General features: G+C 73.4%; 16 protein-coding genes. 10 read left to right on the top strand and 6 right to left on the bottom strand.

The window, feature by feature from the left end:
* Window positions 1–67: 67 nt before the first annotated feature.
* Window positions 68–2506 carry a right-handed parallel beta-helix repeat-containing protein gene (locus ACGF5O_RS34760; protein WP_393813872.1) on the top strand — a complete coding sequence of 813 codons (2439 nt, stop codon included), beginning with the start codon at window positions 68–70 and terminating at the stop codon, window positions 2504–2506.
* Here the strand turns inward: ACGF5O_RS34760 and ACGF5O_RS34755 are convergent, their stop codons facing one another.
* A complete protein-coding gene (locus ACGF5O_RS34755; RefSeq protein WP_393814177.1) occupies window positions 2507–4756 on the bottom strand; it encodes a hypothetical protein in 2250 nt (749 codons plus the stop codon).
* A gap of 416 nt (window positions 4757–5172) precedes the next feature.
* On the opposite strand from ACGF5O_RS34755, the gene ACGF5O_RS34750 reads away from it, so the two are divergent.
* A complete protein-coding gene (locus tag ACGF5O_RS34750) occupies window positions 5173–5991 on the top strand; it encodes a DeoR/GlpR family DNA-binding transcription regulator (protein ID WP_351494892.1) in 819 nt (272 codons plus the stop codon).
* Window positions 5992–6079: 88 nt separating this feature from the next.
* Entirely contained in the window at window positions 6080–6550 is a 471-nt protein-coding gene (locus ACGF5O_RS34745) for an SRPBCC family protein (protein WP_393813871.1), read from the top strand.
* 4 nt (window positions 6551–6554) lie between these two features.
* Here the strand turns inward: ACGF5O_RS34745 and ACGF5O_RS34740 are convergent, their stop codons facing one another.
* Complete coding sequence (locus ACGF5O_RS34740) at window positions 6555–7679, bottom strand: PLP-dependent cysteine synthase family protein (RefSeq protein WP_393813870.1); 1125 nt, start codon at window positions 7677–7679, stop codon at window positions 6555–6557.
* 367 nt (window positions 7680–8046) lie between these two features.
* On the opposite strand from ACGF5O_RS34740, the gene ACGF5O_RS34735 reads away from it, so the two are divergent.
* A complete protein-coding gene (locus ACGF5O_RS34735; protein WP_393813869.1) occupies window positions 8047–8370 on the top strand; it encodes a hypothetical protein in 324 nt (107 codons plus the stop codon).
* A 214-nt stretch (window positions 8371–8584) separates the two neighbouring features.
* On the top strand, window positions 8585–9187 hold the full coding sequence (locus ACGF5O_RS34730; RefSeq protein WP_393813868.1) for an ATP-binding protein: 603 nt from the start codon (window positions 8585–8587) through the stop codon (window positions 9185–9187).
* A 50-nt stretch (window positions 9188–9237) separates the two neighbouring features.
* On the opposite strand, the gene ACGF5O_RS34725 is transcribed toward ACGF5O_RS34730, so the two are convergent.
* A complete protein-coding gene (locus ACGF5O_RS34725) occupies window positions 9238–9528 on the bottom strand; it encodes an SHOCT domain-containing protein (RefSeq protein WP_393814176.1) in 291 nt (96 codons plus the stop codon).
* Between the two features lie 159 nt (window positions 9529–9687).
* Between ACGF5O_RS34725 and ACGF5O_RS34720 the strand changes: the two genes are divergently transcribed.
* The 4 genes from ACGF5O_RS34720 to ACGF5O_RS34705 are packed head-to-tail and all read left to right on the top strand — an operon-like array spanning window position 9688 to window position 12157.
* Window positions 9688–10257, top strand: coding sequence for a TetR/AcrR family transcriptional regulator (locus ACGF5O_RS34720; protein WP_393813867.1), 570 nt, complete (start codon window positions 9688–9690; stop codon window positions 10255–10257).
* Between the two features lie 5 nt (window positions 10258–10262).
* Window positions 10263–10652, top strand: coding sequence for a cupin domain-containing protein (locus ACGF5O_RS34715; protein ID WP_393813866.1), 390 nt, complete (start codon window positions 10263–10265; stop codon window positions 10650–10652).
* A 15-nt stretch (window positions 10653–10667) separates the two neighbouring features.
* Window positions 10668–11252: a DUF4865 family protein gene (locus tag ACGF5O_RS34710; protein ID WP_393813865.1), complete on the top strand. Its 585-nt coding sequence runs from the start codon at window positions 10668–10670 to the stop codon at window positions 11250–11252.
* A complete protein-coding gene (locus ACGF5O_RS34705) occupies window positions 11249–12157 on the top strand; it encodes a phosphotriesterase (RefSeq protein ID WP_393813864.1) in 909 nt (302 codons plus the stop codon). The genes ACGF5O_RS34710 and ACGF5O_RS34705 overlap by 4 nt, the downstream gene beginning before the upstream one ends.
* 46 nt (window positions 12158–12203) lie before the next feature.
* On the opposite strand, the gene ACGF5O_RS34700 is transcribed toward ACGF5O_RS34705, so the two are convergent.
* Together ACGF5O_RS34700 and ACGF5O_RS34695 are read right to left on the bottom strand one after the other, a co-directional pair.
* Window positions 12204–13439 carry an ROK family protein gene (locus ACGF5O_RS34700; RefSeq protein WP_393813863.1) on the bottom strand — a complete coding sequence of 412 codons (1236 nt, stop codon included), beginning with the start codon at window positions 13437–13439 and terminating at the stop codon, window positions 12204–12206.
* A gap of 137 nt (window positions 13440–13576) precedes the next feature.
* On the bottom strand, window positions 13577–14227 hold the full coding sequence (locus ACGF5O_RS34695; RefSeq protein WP_393813862.1) for an alpha-ketoglutarate-dependent dioxygenase AlkB family protein: 651 nt from the start codon (window positions 14225–14227) through the stop codon (window positions 13577–13579).
* 67 nt (window positions 14228–14294) lie between these two features.
* Between ACGF5O_RS34695 and ACGF5O_RS34690 the strand changes: the two genes are divergently transcribed.
* Complete coding sequence (locus tag ACGF5O_RS34690) at window positions 14295–15425, top strand: methyltransferase (protein WP_393813861.1); 1131 nt, start codon at window positions 14295–14297, stop codon at window positions 15423–15425.
* Here the strand turns inward: ACGF5O_RS34690 and ACGF5O_RS34685 are convergent.
* On the bottom strand, window positions 15412–16278 hold the full coding sequence (locus ACGF5O_RS34685) for a ketose-bisphosphate aldolase (protein WP_393813860.1): 867 nt from the start codon (window positions 16276–16278) through the stop codon (window positions 15412–15414). The genes ACGF5O_RS34690 and ACGF5O_RS34685 overlap by 14 nt on opposite strands.

The following is a 16278-nucleotide window of genomic DNA, read 5'->3' as shown; positions in this document are numbered from 1 at the left end:
CCGTCCGCGGTACCGCCCCGAAGGCGAGCGAGCGACCTGTACGACGAGGTGGGGGCACGGCAACGCCATGGCACAGGGCACGGTCCAGGTGACGCACACCGGCACATCGAGGTGGCGGCGCCGCACAGGTGAGTACGCCTCGCTCGCCGCCGCCCTGGAGGCCGCCGCCGACGGCGACGTCCTCACGGTCGCGCCCGGCACCTACCGGGAGAACCTCGTCGTCCAGCGCGCGGTGACGCTGCGCGGTCCCGAGGGCTCGCCCGGCTCGGTGCGCATCGCCCCCGCGGACGGGGTCCCGCTGACCGTGCGCGCCTCGGCGGTCGTACAGGACCTGCACGTCGAGGGGCAGGACGCGGCCGCGCCCGCGCTGCTGGTCGAGGAGGGCACCCCCGAGCTGCTGGACGTACGGATCGTCACCCGGTCCGCCGCCGGGATCGAGGTACGCGGCGGAGCCCGGCCGACCGTGCGGCGCTGCACCGTGGACAACCCGGCCGGCATCGGCATCGCCGTACTCGAGGGCGGCGGCGGGGTGTTCGAGGAGTGCGAGGTCGTGGCGGCCGGTCAGGCGGGCGTGGCGGTGCGCGGCGGCGGCCGCCCCCGGCTGGAGCGCTGCCGGGTGCACCACGCCTCGGGCACGGGCATGACGGCGACCGGGGAGAACTCCGCACTGGAAGCGGTGGGCTGCGAGATCTACGAGGTGCGCGGCTCCGGTGTGCAGGTCACCGCGCGGGCCACGGCGCACCTCACCGACTGCGATGTGCACCGCACCACCGCCGACGGGGTCACCCTCGACACCGACGCGGTGCTCACCCTCGCCGACTGCCGTATCCACGACATCCCGGAGAACGCGGTCGACCTGCGCTCGCGTTCGGTGCTCACCCTGACCCGCACGACGGTGCGTCAGTTCGGGCGCAACGGGCTGTCGGTGTGGGACCCGGGCACCCGGGTGGACGCCAACCAGTGCGAGATCTTCGACAGCACGGGCGACTATCCGGCGGTCTGGGTCAGCGACGGCGCCACCGTGGTCCTGGACTCCTGCCGGGTGCACGACGTGCCGGACGCCCTGTTCGTGCTGGACCGCGGCTCCCGTGCGGACGTCGTCGACAGCGACCTCTCGCAGGTGCGCAACACGGCGGTGTCGGTGAGCGACGGCGCCACCGCGCAGCTCGACGACTGCCGGATCCGGGACGCCGCCACCGGCGCCTGGTTCCGCGACCACGGCAGCGGCGGCACCCTCAACAACTGCACGGTGGACGGCACCCAGACCGGCGTGATCGTCACCAAGGGCGCCGACCCCACCATCGAGCGGTGCACGGTCGACTCACCGGCCGAGGCCGGCTTCTACGTGTCGGCGGGCGGCCGTGGCACCTTCCAGAACTGCCGGGTCACCGGCAGCGGCGGCTACGGCTTCCATGTGATCGACGGCTGCCGTACGACGCTGCGGAAGTGCCGCACGGAGCGGTGCGCGCGCGGGGGCTACGAGTTCGCCGACGGCGGTCCGGACACGGGGTCGGGCACCGGCCCGGTGGTGGAGGACTGCACCAGCGACGAGAGCGGCAGCCTCAGGCCGCCCGAGGCGCGCGAGACGGTCGTGCAGACCTCGTACCAGTCCCCCGGCCTGCTGGGTGCGATCCCCGGCCAGCGCAGCACCGAGCAGGAGCCGCTCCTCGCCCCCGTCGCGCCCGAGGAGCCGGCCCGGACCTCCAAGGCCGTGCTCGGCGAACTCGACGCGCTGGTCGGCCTGGACAGCGTCAAGCGCGAGGTCCGTGCGCTCACCGACATGATCGAGGTCGGCCGGCGCCGCCAGCAAGCCGGGCTGAAGGCCGCCTCGGTCAAGCGGCACCTGGTGTTCACGGGCTCCCCCGGTACCGGCAAGACGACGGTCGCCCGGCTCTACGGCGAGATCCTCGCCTCCCTCGGGGTGCTGGAGAAGGGCCATCTGGTCGAGGTGTCCCGGGTCGACCTGGTCGGTGAGCACATCGGCTCCACGGCGATCCGCACCCAGGAGGCGTTCCAGCGGGCGCACGGCGGTGTGCTGTTCATCGACGAGGCGTACGCGCTGTCGCCGGAGGACGCGGGGCGGGACTTCGGCAAGGAGGCCATCGACACGCTGGTGAAGCTGATGGAGGACCAGCGGGACGCCGTGGTGGTGATCGTCGCGGGCTACACCGAGGAGATGGAGCGCTTCCTCTCGGTCAACCCGGGTGTGGCGTCGCGTTTCTCCCGGACCATCACGTTCAGCGACTACGGCCCGGACGAACTGCTGCGGATCGTGGAGCAGCAGACCGACGAGCACGAGTACCGGCTGGCGCCGGGCGCGTCCGAGGCGCTGCTGACGTACTTCACGGTGCTCCCGAAGGGCCCCGCGTTCGGCAACGGCCGTACGGCGCGGCAGACCTTCGAGGCGATGGTGGAGCGGCATGCGAGCCGGGTCGCCCAGCTCGCCGACCCGACCACCGACGACCTCACCCTGCTGTACCCGGAGGATCTTCCCGAAGTCGCCTGATCAGCCGCCCGGTTGCGGTCGCTGTCCGGGCAGCTCCGGGCGCAGCCGGGCCAGCAGCCGCTCCCGTTCCTCGGCGAATACCGGGTCCGCCTGGTAGTCGGAGTGGCCGAGGATCGGGGCGGGGAGCGGGTGCCCGGGGGTGCGGCCGTAGGCGAGCGGGTCCTTGAGGGGCACGTGGTCGACCCCGGGGCCGTCGCCGTCGGGGATCCGTACGGGGCCGCCGATGGGGTCGGTGAGGCGGTAGAGGTTGCGCCAGCAGGCGACCTCGTGGTGCAGGGAGCCGAGTTCGGCGGGGCCGAAGTGGGCCGGGAACCAGCGGCCGTAGAGCCGTTCCAGCGGCGAGCCGTACGTCAGCAGGGCGACCCGGCCACGGACCGCCGGGGTCAGCTGCCAGGCGGCCGCGGCGGCGAGGACGCTGCCCTGGGAGTGGCCCGAGATGACCAGCCGGCCGCCGGTGCGGCGGGTCCAGGTGTCCATCCGCCAGGTCAGGTCGGGGACCGCGCGCTCGGCGTAGCAGGGCGGGGCGAAGGGGTGGGCGGCGCGCGGCCAGAAGGTGCCGACGTCCCAGAGGATGCCGATGGTGCGCCGTGCGGAGGGGTCCTTGTAGGCGCGCCGGCCCCAGGTGACGAAGAGTATGAAGCCGAGCCCGACCAGCCAGGAGCCGAGCGCCTGCGAGGCCTCGGCCGCCCCGTGCACCAGCGCGTACGACCCGTCGGCCGCCGCGTCCGGGGTCTTCCCGGTGGTCAGCGCGCCCGCCAGCGCCCCGGCGCCCAGCACCAGCGTGGCGGCGCAGAGCACGGTGACGACGAACGGCGTCCGGTCGGTGAGGACGGCCATGGCCCGGACCCGGGCGATACGGCGGCTGCGGGCCGCGTCCTCCGGCTCCCCGGGGTGACCGAGGTCCACGGCGGCGCGTTCCGTGCGGCCGAGCCGCGAGGTGCGCCAGGACAGCCACCCGGCAGCGGCGAGCAGCACCACGAGCACCGGCGGGATCACCGACGCCTGCCAGGTCAGCAGGACCGGAGGCCCGGCGATGGAGGTGCGGGTGCCGTCCAGCCAGTCGGCGACCCGCTGGGCGACCCCGCCCGAGATCACCCCGCCGAGCGCGCAGGCGAGCAGCGCGACCGCGGGCCCGCCGAGGCCGCGCATCGCGGCGCGCGCGTCGGGCAGCCGGCGGTGCAGGTCGTGGGCGACGGCCGCGAGGGCGATCACCAGCATGCCCTGGGCCAGGGCCAGTCCGCCGAAGGCGGTGTCCCCGGCGAGCCGCCCCGTGGAGTGCCACCCCGGCCGGGACCAGCCGGCGTAGACCGTCACGAGCAGCAGCAGGGCGAGCGCGCCGAGCGGCAGGCGGCGTACGAGGTGCCGGTCGAGTTCCTGGTCGAGGAGGTTCTCGCTGCGGCCCCGGCGGCAGACCACCCACACCACGGCGAGGGCCCCGGCGATCAGGCCACCGGTCAGCAGCCACCCGATGGTGTCCGGTACGGCGGTGCCGCCCGGCCCGCGGTCGAAGGAGGCCGCGGGTGCGAGGACCGCGGCGGCGACGGTGAGCAGCCCCGCGGCGGTGTGGGCGGCACGCAGCCGGGCGACCAGCCGGCGTCCATACCAGAAGCCGGGGCTGCCGAGGGAGGTGTGGCCGGGCTCGGGGTCGTTGGCCAGGGGCCGGGTGGACTCGTAGGCGCTCCAGGTACGGTGCGAGAGGTACCAGAGCAGGCCGGTGAGGGCGGTGGGGACCAGGGCGGCCAGGGCGAGGCGGCGGCCGGGTGCGCTCCACCAGCCGCCGTCGGATGCGGCGGGCGAGAGGAAACCGAGCCAGGTGTGCCGGCGGGCGCAGGCCGTCACGCCCGCGCACTGCCAGGCGGCGAGGTCCAGGGCGACCTCGCAGGCGGCGGCGACCAGCAGCACGGTCAGGGTGAGCCCGGCGAGCCGGACCAGCAGGCCGTAGAAGCGCACGGTGCGCGGCCGGTCGTCGGCGGCGGGGCGCATCCAGTGCGCGAGGTTGACCACCATGAACGGCAGGAGCAGCAGCCACAGTGCGCGGGAGGCGTTGCCCGAGGTGAGGTTGCACCAGACGTACGCCTCGGGCACCGTCCGGTCGCGGTAGTCGCCGGGCCGGGACTCGGCGTCGACGTCGTCGGCGCGCCGGAAGACGGCGGCGGTGCCGTCCCCGGTGATCCGTACCGTGCGCGGATCGTCGAGCATCTTCTCGGGCGTGGTGCCGCCGACGCCGTGGACCAGGAGCTCCAGGTCGATCTCCGGGACGGCGGGCCGGTCGGCCGGGTCTGGCTTCGCGGTCGTGGGCCGGCCGGCGGGTGCGGTCGTGGTCGGCCGCTCGGCGGGGCCGTCTGCGACGGTTCGATCCTGCGCGCGTTCCACTGTTCTCGCACTTCCCCCGTGACGCGCCGATGGTCTGTGTCCGTGCGGGTCTCAGGATCGCCGATTCCGGTGTGACGCACACCACCAGTCACGGAATCTCCCCGTTGTGTGTGACACCCAGTGCAACTCGTGGTGACCGAATGACGTGTGTGCGCCGACACAGGGAGTGGCGCAACCTGTGTGGTCCCGTGAAAGGATGGGGCGCCCGCGCACCGGAGCCGGACGGAATGTCCTGGTCGGAGCCGGTATGCAGGGCGTGTCGGACGGTTTGAGGCGAGAGGACCGGAGCGTACGTGAGCGAGAACCAGAACCTCCTCGCGGAGCAGCGCCGCGCCCTGATCCTGGACGAGGTCCGGCGCCGGGGCGGCGTACGGGTCAACGAGCTGACCCGCAAGCTCGGTGTGTCGGACATGACGGTGCGCCGGGACCTGGACGCGCTGGCCCGGCAGGGTGTGCTGGAGAAGGTGCACGGCGGTGCGGTGCCGGTGGTCGAGGCGAGCACGCACGAGCCGGGGTTCGAGGCCAAGTCGGGGCTGGAGCTGACCGCCAAGGAGGACATCGCCCGGGCCGCCGCCGAGTTGGTCGTGCCGGGTACGGCGATCGCCCTCTCCGGCGGTACGACGACGTACGCGCTGGCCCATCACCTCCTGGAGGTTCCCGACCTGACCGTGGTGACGAACTCGGTGCGGGTCGCGGACGTCTTCCACGCGGCCCAGCGGGTCTCCGGGCAGCGCCAGGGCGCGGCGACGGTGGTCCTGACCGGCGGGGTGCGCACCCCGTCCGACTCCCTGGTGGGCCCGGTGGCCGACCAGGCCATCGCGGCGCTCCACTTCGACCTGCTCTTCCTCGGCGTGCACGGCATATCGACGGAGGCCGGTCTCTCCACCCCGAACCTCGCGGAGGCGGAGACCAACCGCCGCCTGGTGCAGTCGGCGCGGCGGGTCGTGGTGGTCGCCGACCACACCAAGTGGGGCACGGTGGGCCTGAGTTCGTTCGCCAAGCTGGAGCAGATCGACACGCTGGTCACGGACGCCGGACTGCCCTCCGACGCGCGTGCGGAGATCTCGGAGCATCTGCGCCGGCTGGTGGTGGCGGGCGAGGCGGAGGCCTGATCGCGTCGGCGGTACAGACATCTGACGGGACGCCAGTTATCGTGACGGGGCCGGTCAACCGCCTTACCGGCCAAGGGGGTTCTCGTCCATGGCACGCCGACTGCGCCCCGTGGGGCTCGACTTCGTCGAGACCGCGCCCGTACGTCTGGTCTTCGCACAGGAGATGTCCGCGCCACCCGAGCGGGTCTTCCACGCGCTCAACGACGACGTGCCCGGCTGGGCGGAGTGGTTCGCCGCGGTGACCCGTGCCGAGTCGGTCGACGACGGAGCCGGGCGCGACATCCGGCTCAAGGGCGGCGGGCACTTCCGGGAGACGATCATCGCCGCCAAGGAGGCGGAGGTGTACGCCTACCGGGTGGACCTGACCAACGCGCCCGGCGCCCACGCGATCGCGGAGGAGTGGCGGCTGATCCCGTCCGGCGGCGGCACCCGCGTGCAGTGGACCTTCGCCGTGGACGGTACGGCGCCGTTCCGTCTCGTGGTGAAGGCGGCACGCGCCGGGCTGGGCCGGGCCTTCCGGGGCGCGGTCGTCGAACTGGACCGGCGCCTGGCACGGTAGTGGCTCAGGCGGGCCAGACCCCCGTCTCCAGCAGGGACTCGATCGCCGCCGCGTAGGGCGCGATGTCCAGGCCCTGCTCGGCGAGCCAGGTGTCCGAGTAGTACTTGTCGAGGTACCGGTCGCCCGGATCGCAGAGCAGGGTCACCACGCTCCCCTGCCGTCCCTCGGCCACCATCTCGGCGACGATCTTCAGCGCACTCCACAGCCCGGTCCCGGTCGACCCGCCGGCCTTCCGGCCGATCGCCCGCTCCAGCGCCCGCACCGCGGCCACGCTCGCCGCGTCCGGCACCTTCATCATGCGGTCGACGGCCCCGGGCACGAAGCTCGGCTCCATCCGCGGCCGGCCGATGCCCTCGATGCGGGATCCGCAGTCGCAGGTGACGTCCGGATCACCGGTGGTCCAGCCCTCGAAGAAACAGGAGTTGTCGGGGTCGGCCACACAGATCCGGGTGTCGCGCTGGGTGTAGTGGACATAGCGAGCGAGCGTCGCGGACGTACCGCCCGTGCCCGCCGTGGCGACGATCCAGGCCGGCTCCGGGAACCGCTCCAACTCCAGCTGGCGGAAGATGGATTCGGCGATGTTGTTGTTGCCCCGCCAGTCCGTGGCCCGCTCGGCGTAGGTGAACTGGTCCATGTAGTGGCCGCCGCTCTCCACCGCGAGGCGCGCGGACTCCTCGTACATCTTCCGGGAGTCGTCCACGAAGTGGCACTGTCCGCCGTGGAATTCGATGAGCCGGCACTTCTCGGCGCTGGTGGTGCGCGGCATGACGGCGATGAAGGGCACGCCGATGAGTTTGGCGAAGTACGCCTCGGAGACGGCCGTGGAGCCGCTGGACGCCTCGATCACCGGGCGGTCCGGCCGGATCCAGCCGTTGCACAGGCCGTAGAGGAAGAGCGAGCGGGCCAGCCGGTGCTTGAGGCTTCCTGTCGGGTGCGTCGACTCGTCCTTGAGGTAGAGGTCGATGCCCCAGGCCTCGGGCAGCGGGAAGCGCAGCAGGTGCGTGTCCGCCGAGCGGTTCGCGTCCGCCTGGACCTTGCGGACGGCCTCTTTGAGCCAGTCACGGTAGGCGGCGTCACTGCGGTCGACGTCGAGGGTGGCGCCGGTCCGGATCTGCGGGGTGGTGCTCACGACGGGCTCCTTACGCTTCGCGTCGACGGCGTCCGAACGCGGCCGACGCACCGATCATAAACACCTTCCGCACGCTTCTCACCTGCATAAACGCATCTTTGGGCGACTCAAAGGCACCCCTGGGGAACAGCGGCGGACAGTGGCCCGAACCCTTCGGGGGCGCACGGTCGCGAGTGCTCCGAGCGCCCCCCGCCCGGCGGTCCGTGCACACTGGTGCTCCGCGCCGGGGGCGGGCAGACTGCCACCGGACGGGACGAACGTCTCGAACGGGGGCGCACACTGGATCACGACACGAGCCGGAGCGCGCCGGGCCGGGGCCACAAGCTTCCGGACGGCGACCGACGTACTCGAAAAGGGGCGGGGCAGGATGGCGGAGCCGGAGTTCACGGCGAACGGCGTGCGGATCGACAAGCGGCTGCGTTCGCTCACCCGGGCCGGGCAGGTCCGGATAAGGGACGGCAGGCTGCAGTTGCTCACGAGCTACGGCAGCGAGATCGACAGCGCGCCCGTACAGGCGGTACGGGCCTCGAAGCCCTGGTTCGCGTCGGAGGACCGGGCCCTGGCCGACCTCAACGGCCAGCGCTACTCACTCACCCTGGGTGACCACGACCCGGCGCCGGGCGAGCCCGGTCCGCCCGCGGCGCGCCGCTTCATCGAGGCGGTACGGCGAGCCGCGGGGCGTGACCGCTGAACCGCACGGAGCCGCGGGGCGCGACCGTCCGGCCACGGCGAGTTGCGGGACCGTGCGCGCTGGGTCACGCTTGTCTCACGTCACTCTGGGTCTACCGGCGATAACGCTGCGAACCAGCCCGCCGGCCACGACAGCAGGCGGCCCCATGGACGGCGGCGCCCTGCTGGATCCGTTCTCCGTGTTCTTCCGGACCTCACGTCGGGGAGTCGCAGCCGTGATCAAACACCCAAGCAGACACTGCTCGGTGGAGCTCCAAGCATTGCCCTCGCGGATCGGCCAGGTCCGCAGAATCGTATCTGCGCAATTGCGCTACTGGCATCTCGACCCGTTGATCGACCGGGCCGCGCTCGGTGTGACGGAGTTGCTCACCAACGTCCACCGGCACGCCCGGACCGACAAGAACTGCACCGTGGAGATCGAGCTCCAGCTCGACCGCCTCACGGTGTCGGTCCGCGACCACGATCCGCGCCTTCCGGTGGTGGAGGACGGCCTGGAGATCGCACCGCTGGCCACCTGCGGGCGAGGGCTCGCGATGGTGGCCGCGGTCAGCGAGAGCTGGGGGGTACGGCCGCACGACGACGGCAAGGTCGTGTGGTTCACCCTGCCGGCACCGACGGCCACCCCGAAGGCCGCGCGTCCGCAGCGCCCGATCACCGAACCGGCGCCCCGCCGGATCGTCGAGCCGGAACCCACGCCCGAAGCCGCGCCCGCCTCCGCACCCGCGGCCGGGCCCGTCGGCGCCCCGGCCCCCGTGCACGCGACCGCCGGCGTCCCCGGCGCCGCACACGCTCCCGCCCGCTCGGCTGTCGCCAGTTGAGCGGGCGGTGAGTCTTCCTCGCCGAGCCTCTCCCCGGCATTACCGCCGTTTCATACCGCACCGCCCTTGCCGATGCGGCCGAACTGCTCCTCCAGGACGGACAGCCTGCGCCAGTACTCGTCCTCGTCGATCTCGCCGGAGGCGAAGCGGCGGCCGAGGACCGCGAGCGGCGAGTCGCCGGACGGACGGCCGGCGTCCGTCGGGCGCCAGGGTCCGCCGCGGCCACGCCACACGGCGCGGCGCAGGAACGTGCCGACGCCGATCACGACGGCCGCCCAGATCAGCGGGAAGAACAGGATCCACGGACCGGGCCCGCCGTTCCAGTTCGCCAGGGTCTCCATATCGGTCAACTCCCCAGGGTCTCGGTGTGATGTACCGAGACTGGCCGCCGGAAGGGGTCCGGGTCGTCGTGCGGCCGACGGCACCGTCCGTACCTCCCGGGGAGTACGCGGCGGCGCGGGGCCTGCTCCCCGGACGACTGGCGTTCTGTAACTACTAGTATGTACAGTCGTTGTGTGAGCACGTCGGAGCGGTTGATCGAGTCCACCCGCGAACTGCTGTGGGAGCGCGGCTACGTCGGCACGAGCCCCAAGGCGATCCTGGAGCGCGCGGGCGCCGGCCAGGGCAGCATGTACCACCACTTCAAGGGCAAGCCGGACCTGGCGCTGGCCGCGATCCGGCGGACCGCCGACGAACTGCTGGCCACCGCCGAGGCCGTACTCACCGGACCGGGCACCCCGTACGAGCGGATCGAGGCGTACCTGCGGCGCGAGCGCGATGTGCTGCGCGGCTGCCCGATCGGCCGGCTGACCATGGACCCGGACATCGTCGCGAGCGACGAACTGCGCGCGCCCGTCGACGAGACGCTCGACCGGATCCGGGAGCTGATCGCCGGGATCGTCGAAGAGGGCAGGGAACAGGGGCAGTTCGGGCCCCGGGTGGACGGCGAGGAGATCGCCGCCACCGTCCTCGCGACCGTGCAGGGCGGCTACGTCCTCGCCCGTGCCTCCGGTTCCCCGGCCGCGTTCGACGCCGGGGTGCGCGGACTGCTGTCCCTGCTGAGGAGTTGACGTACGTGCACATCACCAGAGAGCGCCCGGACACCCGGCAGGGCCCGGCGGAGAACTTCACCGGCACGGTGTGGCTGGACGAGCTGGCGGCGCCCGCCGCCCCGTCCCGGCTGCGCATGTTCAGCGTCCACTTCGCCCCGGGTGCCCACACCGCCTGGCACCGGCATCCGCACGGCCAGGTCCTGCACGTCCTGGAGGGCGAGGGGCTGGTGCGGCGCAGGGGCGGCGAACCGGAGGCGATCCGCGCGGGCGACACGGTGTGGATCGAGCCGGGCGAATGGCACTGGCACGGCGCCGGGCCGCGCACCTTCATGACGCATCTCGCGGTCGTGGAGGCCGCCGAGGACGGCACGACCGCCGAGTGGCACGAGCACGTGACCGACTACCCGGCCTGAGGAGCGACCAGCGCGATGCACGCCATGCAGTACGAGTTCACCCTGCCCGCGGAGTACGACATGGGCGTCATCCGCTCCCGCGTCGCGCGCGTCGGGCACCTGCTGGACGGCTGGGACGGCCTCGGCGTCAAGACCTACCTCATGCGCGAGCGGGGACGCCACGGCTCGCCGGTCAACCAGTACGGGCCGTTCTACCTCTGGAACACCGTGCGGGGCATGAACTCCTTCCTGTGGGGAGGCGCCTTCCAGGGGCCTGTCGACGACTTCGGGCGACCGCGCATACGGCAGTGGACGGGCCTGGCCTTCGAGGAGGGCACCGCCGCCGGCTCCCCCGCCGCGTTCGCTCTCCGGCGCCGCCAACCGGTGCCGGACGGCGTGGAGTTGGCCCCCTTCATGGCCGGGGCGGCGGACGAGACCGGGCGGCTGGCGGCCGAGGACGGTGCCGTGCTGGCGGCAGCCGCCGTGGACACGAATACCTGGGAGCTGGTCCACTTCTCGCTCTGGGCGCACGACACGCCCAAGGCCGAGGGCGACGTCTTCCAGGTACTGCACCTGTCCGCGCCGGGACGCGACGCGCTGCCGCGCGGGCGGCAGTGGTGAGCGGTGTGCGTACGGTCCTCGGCGACATCCCGCCCGCGGACCTGGGCGTCTGCGACGCGCACGACCACCTGTTCCTCCGCAGCCCCCGGCTGCCGGGACAGGAGCTGAACGACGCGAGCGCCGCCGGGGCCGAGCTGGCGGCGTTCCGCGCGGCGGGCGGGGCGGCCGTCGTGCAGTGGACGCCGTACGGCATGGGACGGCGGGCCGCCGACCTGCCCCTGCTGTCCCGGTCCGCCGGAGTGCACGTGGTCTGCGCGACGGGACTCCACCAATCGGCGCACTACGCACCGGAATTGCTTGATGGACTACGGGGACGACTGGCCGAAGTCTTCGTCTCCGAACTGACCGAGGGCATCGGGACGTCCGGGGTGCGCGCGGGACTGGTCAAGGTGGCGGGCGGCTTCCACCACCTCGACGCGCACGCCCGCTGGACGATGGCCGCGGCGGCCGAGGCCCACCACGCGACGGGCGCGCCGATCGCCGTCCACCTGGAGCTGGGCACCGGCGCGCTCGACGTACTCGACCTGCTCTGCGGGGAGTTGGGCGTCCCCGGGGACCGGGTCGTCCTCGGCCACCTGAACCGCTCCCCCGACCTCGCCGTCCAGCGGCAGGCCGCCGCCTCGGGCTGCTGGCTGGCCTTCGACGGGCCGTCCCGGGCCAACCACGCCACCGACTGGCGGATGCCCGAGGCGGTACGGGCCCTGGCCGAGGCCGGGTTCGGGGACCGGCTGCTGCTCGGCGGGGACACCGTGGTGGCGGGGGCGCGGTCGGTGGACGGCGGACCCGGGATGCCGTACCTGCTGCGGCGGGTGCGTGCGCGACTGGTGGACGAACTGGGCGCGGAGCCCGTCGACCGGATCCTCACCGACAACCCGGCCCGGGCCTTCGCCGTCGACTGGCGCTGATCCCTCTGCGGCCACCGAGAGGGCGGCGCTTCGCCGCGGCGGGCCGTCAGCGAAGTGCCCCCAGCGGGTCGTCCAGTACCGGCTGCCAGGCCAACTCGGCTGCGCCCACCAGGCTGTTGTGGCTCAGTGTGCACGGCAGGATCGGTACGCTGCCGCTCTGGCCCCAGAGGCTGCGGTCGGCGACGACGGCACGGAGCCGTTCCGGGTCGGCGTCCAGCAGGGTGCGGTGCAGGCCGCCGAGGATGATGCGGTCGGGGTTGAGGATGTTGACCAGTCCCGCCAGGCCCTGGCCGAGGCGGTCGATCAGGGCCTCGGTGGCCCTGCGGACGGTCGGGTCGGCGTAGTGGTCGCGGATCAGGTCCTCGGCCTGCCGGAGCAGCGACACCTCGGGGCCGGGCTCGCGGCCCGCCTCGATCAGCAGCGCCAGCGGATCGGCCTCCACGTCCAGGCAGCCCCGGCTGCCGCAGTGGCAGGGGCGGCCGTCGGGGTTCACCGCGAGGTGGCCGACCTCCAGGGCCAGGCCCGAACTCCCGGTGTGCAGGCGGCCGTCCAGGACCAGGGCACCGCCGACGCCCCGGTGCCCGGTGGCCACGCACAGCAGGTCCCGGGCGCCCCGGCCGGCGCCGTGCCGGTGCTCGGCGAGCGCGGCCAGGTTCACGTCGTTGCCCGCGAACGCCGGGCCGGTGATCCCGGCCGCGCGCACGCACTCCGCGAAGATCCGGCGCACGGGCGCCCCCACCGGCCAGGCCAGGTGGAGGGGGTTGAGGGCCAGGCCCTCCGGTTCGGCGACGGCGGACGGCACGGCGAGACCCGCGCCGACGCAGTGCAGGCCGGTGGTGCGCAGGAGGTCGGCGCCCGCCTCGACCACCGAGCCGAGCACCTTCGCCGGGTCGGCGTCGACGGCCTCGCAGCCGGGCGCGGTCGCGACGATGCGTCCGCCCAGGCCGACCAGCGCCGCGCGGAAACCGTCGGCGTGGATCTGCGCGGCGAGGGCGACGGGGCCGTTCTCGGCGACCTCCAGCCGGTGCGAGGGGCGGCCCTGCGACCCGGCCGCGGCGCCCGGGTGGGCGTCGACCCTGATCAGGCCGAGCGCCTCCAGTTCGGCGGCGACGGCGCCGGCCGTGGCCCGGGTGACGCCGAGTTCCGCGGTGAGCACCGCGCGGGTGGGGGCGCGGCCGGTGTGCACGAGTTCCAGGGCGGGGCCGAGTGCGCCGCGTCCTCGGTCCAACCGGGGTTTCGAGGTTCCGTTCCCCGTCGGGTCGGGGACCACCTTTCCGCTCATGGGAAGGAGTCTGCCATGATCCGCAGAAGCGGCCGTAGCGAAGGTGCGGCGCCGTTGGGGCTGGTCGCGCCCACGCGGCGGAGCCGCACATCGATACAGCCCCGCGCCCCTTTGGGGCGCGCTGCAGCCGAGCCATGTCAAAGGCCGCTCACTCTCAGTGTGACGTTGAGTCGGCCGGTCAGGCCCAGCTCTGCCGGTCCCGTGCCCGGGTACACCTTGGGCACCCCGTGGTACGCGAGCCTGCTCCCGCCCCCGAACACGAACAGGTCCCCCGACCGCAGCTCCACGTCCGTGTACGGCCTGCCCCTGTTCTCCGTGCTGCCGAAGCGGAACACGCACGTGTCGCCGAGGCTCAGCGACACCACCGGTGCGTCCGACTTCTCGTCGGCGTCGCGGTGCATTCCCATGCGGGCGTCCGCGTCGTAGAAGTTGATCAGCGCGATGTCGTACGACAATCCGCCGACCGTCTCCGGCCCCAGGGCGTCGGTCACCGCGCGGCGGCCCAGTTCGCCGAGCGAGGGCGGGAACGGCTTCACGGGACTGCCGTCGCCGTCGACGACGGTGCGGGCGTAGGCGTACGGGTACCAGTGCCAGCCCAGGCAGACCTGGCGGGCGGTCATCGTGCCGCCGCCGGGGGTGCGGACCGTACGCAGGCCGGCCGGGGGCCGGGCCCAGTCGCGGCAGGCGGCGAGCAGCGCGCGCTGCCGGTCCGGATCCAGCCAGTCGGGGACGTGCACGGCGCCCGGTGCGATGCGGGCGCGCGCCCTCGGGAACAGTTCGTCCTCCATGCCCCCATCCTGCCCGACCGGGCCTGAACTGGGGTTCCGCTAGCCTGGACGCACGATGAGCGACCGTATGACGACTGCCTGGGGCGAGTTCGAGCTGTCCCGCTTCCCGGATGATCCGCGCGACCGGCTGCGTGCCTGGGACGCCTCCGACGCGTACCTGCTGCGTTGTCTCGACCGGGAGCGGACGGGGCTGTCCGGCACGGTCGTGGTGCTCGGGGACCGCTGGGGCGCGCTGGTCACGGCGCTGGCGGAGCACCGGCCGGTGCAGATCACCGACTCGTACCTGAGCCAGGAGGCGACCCGCGTGAACCTCGCGCGCGCGGGTGCCGAGCCGGGCGCGGTGCAGTTGCTGACCACCCAGGATCCGCCGCCGGAGCGGGTGGACGTACTGCTGGTGCGGGTACCCAAGAGCCTTGCGCTCCTCGAGGACCAGCTGCTGCGGCTGGCGCCCGCCGTGCACGCGGGGACGGTCGTGATCGGCGCCGGCATGGTCAAGGAGATCCACACCTCGACGCTCCGGTTGTTCGAGCGGATCCTCGGGCCGACCCGGACGTCGCTCGCCGAGCAGAAGGCCCGGCTGATCCACTGCACGCCGGATCCGTCGCTGCAGCGCCCGGAGAACCCGTGGCCGTACAGCTACGCGCTGCCCGAGGGCATCGGCGCGGCCTCCGGGCGTACGGTCGTCAACCACGCGGGCGTCTTCTGCGCCGACCGGCTCGACGTCGGGACGCGGTTCTTCCTGGCGCATCTGCCCGAGGGGGGCCGCCGGATCGTGGACCTGGGCTGCGGGAACGGGGTCGTGGGTACGGCGGTGGCGCTGGCCGACCCGACGGCCGAGGTGCTGTTCGTGGACGAGTCGTTCCAGGCGGTCGCCTCGGCGGAGGCCACCTACAAGGCCAACGGGGTACCCGGGCATGCCGAGTTCCGGGTCGGCGACGGGCTGGCCGGGGTCGCGGCCGGGAGCGTGGACGTGGTGCTGAACAACCCGCCGTTCCACTCCCACCAGGCGACCACCGACGCGACGGCGTGGCGGATGTTCAGCGGGGCGAAGCGGGCGCTGCGCCCAGGTGGCGAGCTGTGGGTGATCGGCAACCGGCACCTGGGCTACCACGTGACGCTGCGCCGCCTGTTCGGCAACAGCCGACTGGTCGCGAGCGACCCGAAGTTCGTCGTGCTGAAGGCGGTCAAGCGCGGGTAGCCCCGGCGGCCAGTACGCCGATGATCCTGGTCACCTCCCGGGCCATCGCCTCTCGGCCGGCACCGAGGTACGTGCGGGAGTCGACCGCCTCGGGATGGTCCGCGAGGTAGTGGCGGACGGACGCGGTCATCGCGATGTTCAGTGCGGTGCCGACGTTGACCTTGGCGATGCCGGCGGCGACCGCGGCGACCAGGCCCTCGTCCGGGACGCCGGAGGAGCCGTGCAGGACGAGCGGGACCGGTACGGCGGCCGAGAGACGCCGGAGCAGGTCGTGGTCGAGGGCGGCGGTCCGGGTGGTCATGGCGTGGGCGCTGCCGATCGCCACGGCCAGCGCGTCGACACCGGTGCCGGCGACGAAGTCCCGCGCCTCGGCCGGGTCGGTACGCGCCCCGGGTGCGTGCGCGTCCAGCGCCGGGCTGCCGTCCTTGCCGCCGACCTCGCCCAGCTCCGCCTCGATCCACAGGCCTTGGGCATGCGCCCAGTCGACGGCCGCCGCGGTCGCGGCGAGGTTCTCGGCGTACGGCAGCCGGGAGGCGTCGTACATCACCGAACTGAATCCGGCGCCCGGGGCCTGGCGCAGCAGGTCGTCGCTGCGGACGTGGTCGAGGTGCAACGCGACCGGCACATGGGCGCGTTCGGCGGCCGCGGTGGCGGCGCGGGCCAGCGGGAGAAGTCGTCCGTGGCGGAACTTGACCGCGTTCTCGCTGACTTGGAGGACGACGGGTCGGCCGGCCGCCTCCGCACCGGCGACCACGGCTTCCACGTGTTCCAGGGTGATGACGTTGAACGCGGCTACGGCGGACCGGACTTCGGCGGCCGGGGCCAGCAGGGCGCCGGTGGCTGCGAGGGGCAC

Source organism: Streptomyces sp. NPDC048291, assembly GCF_043201715.1.
Lineage (GTDB): Bacteria > Actinomycetota > Actinomycetes > Streptomycetales > Streptomycetaceae > Streptomyces.
Note: the sequence above shows the minus strand (reverse complement) of the source record. Positions and strands in the feature narration are given on the sequence as shown.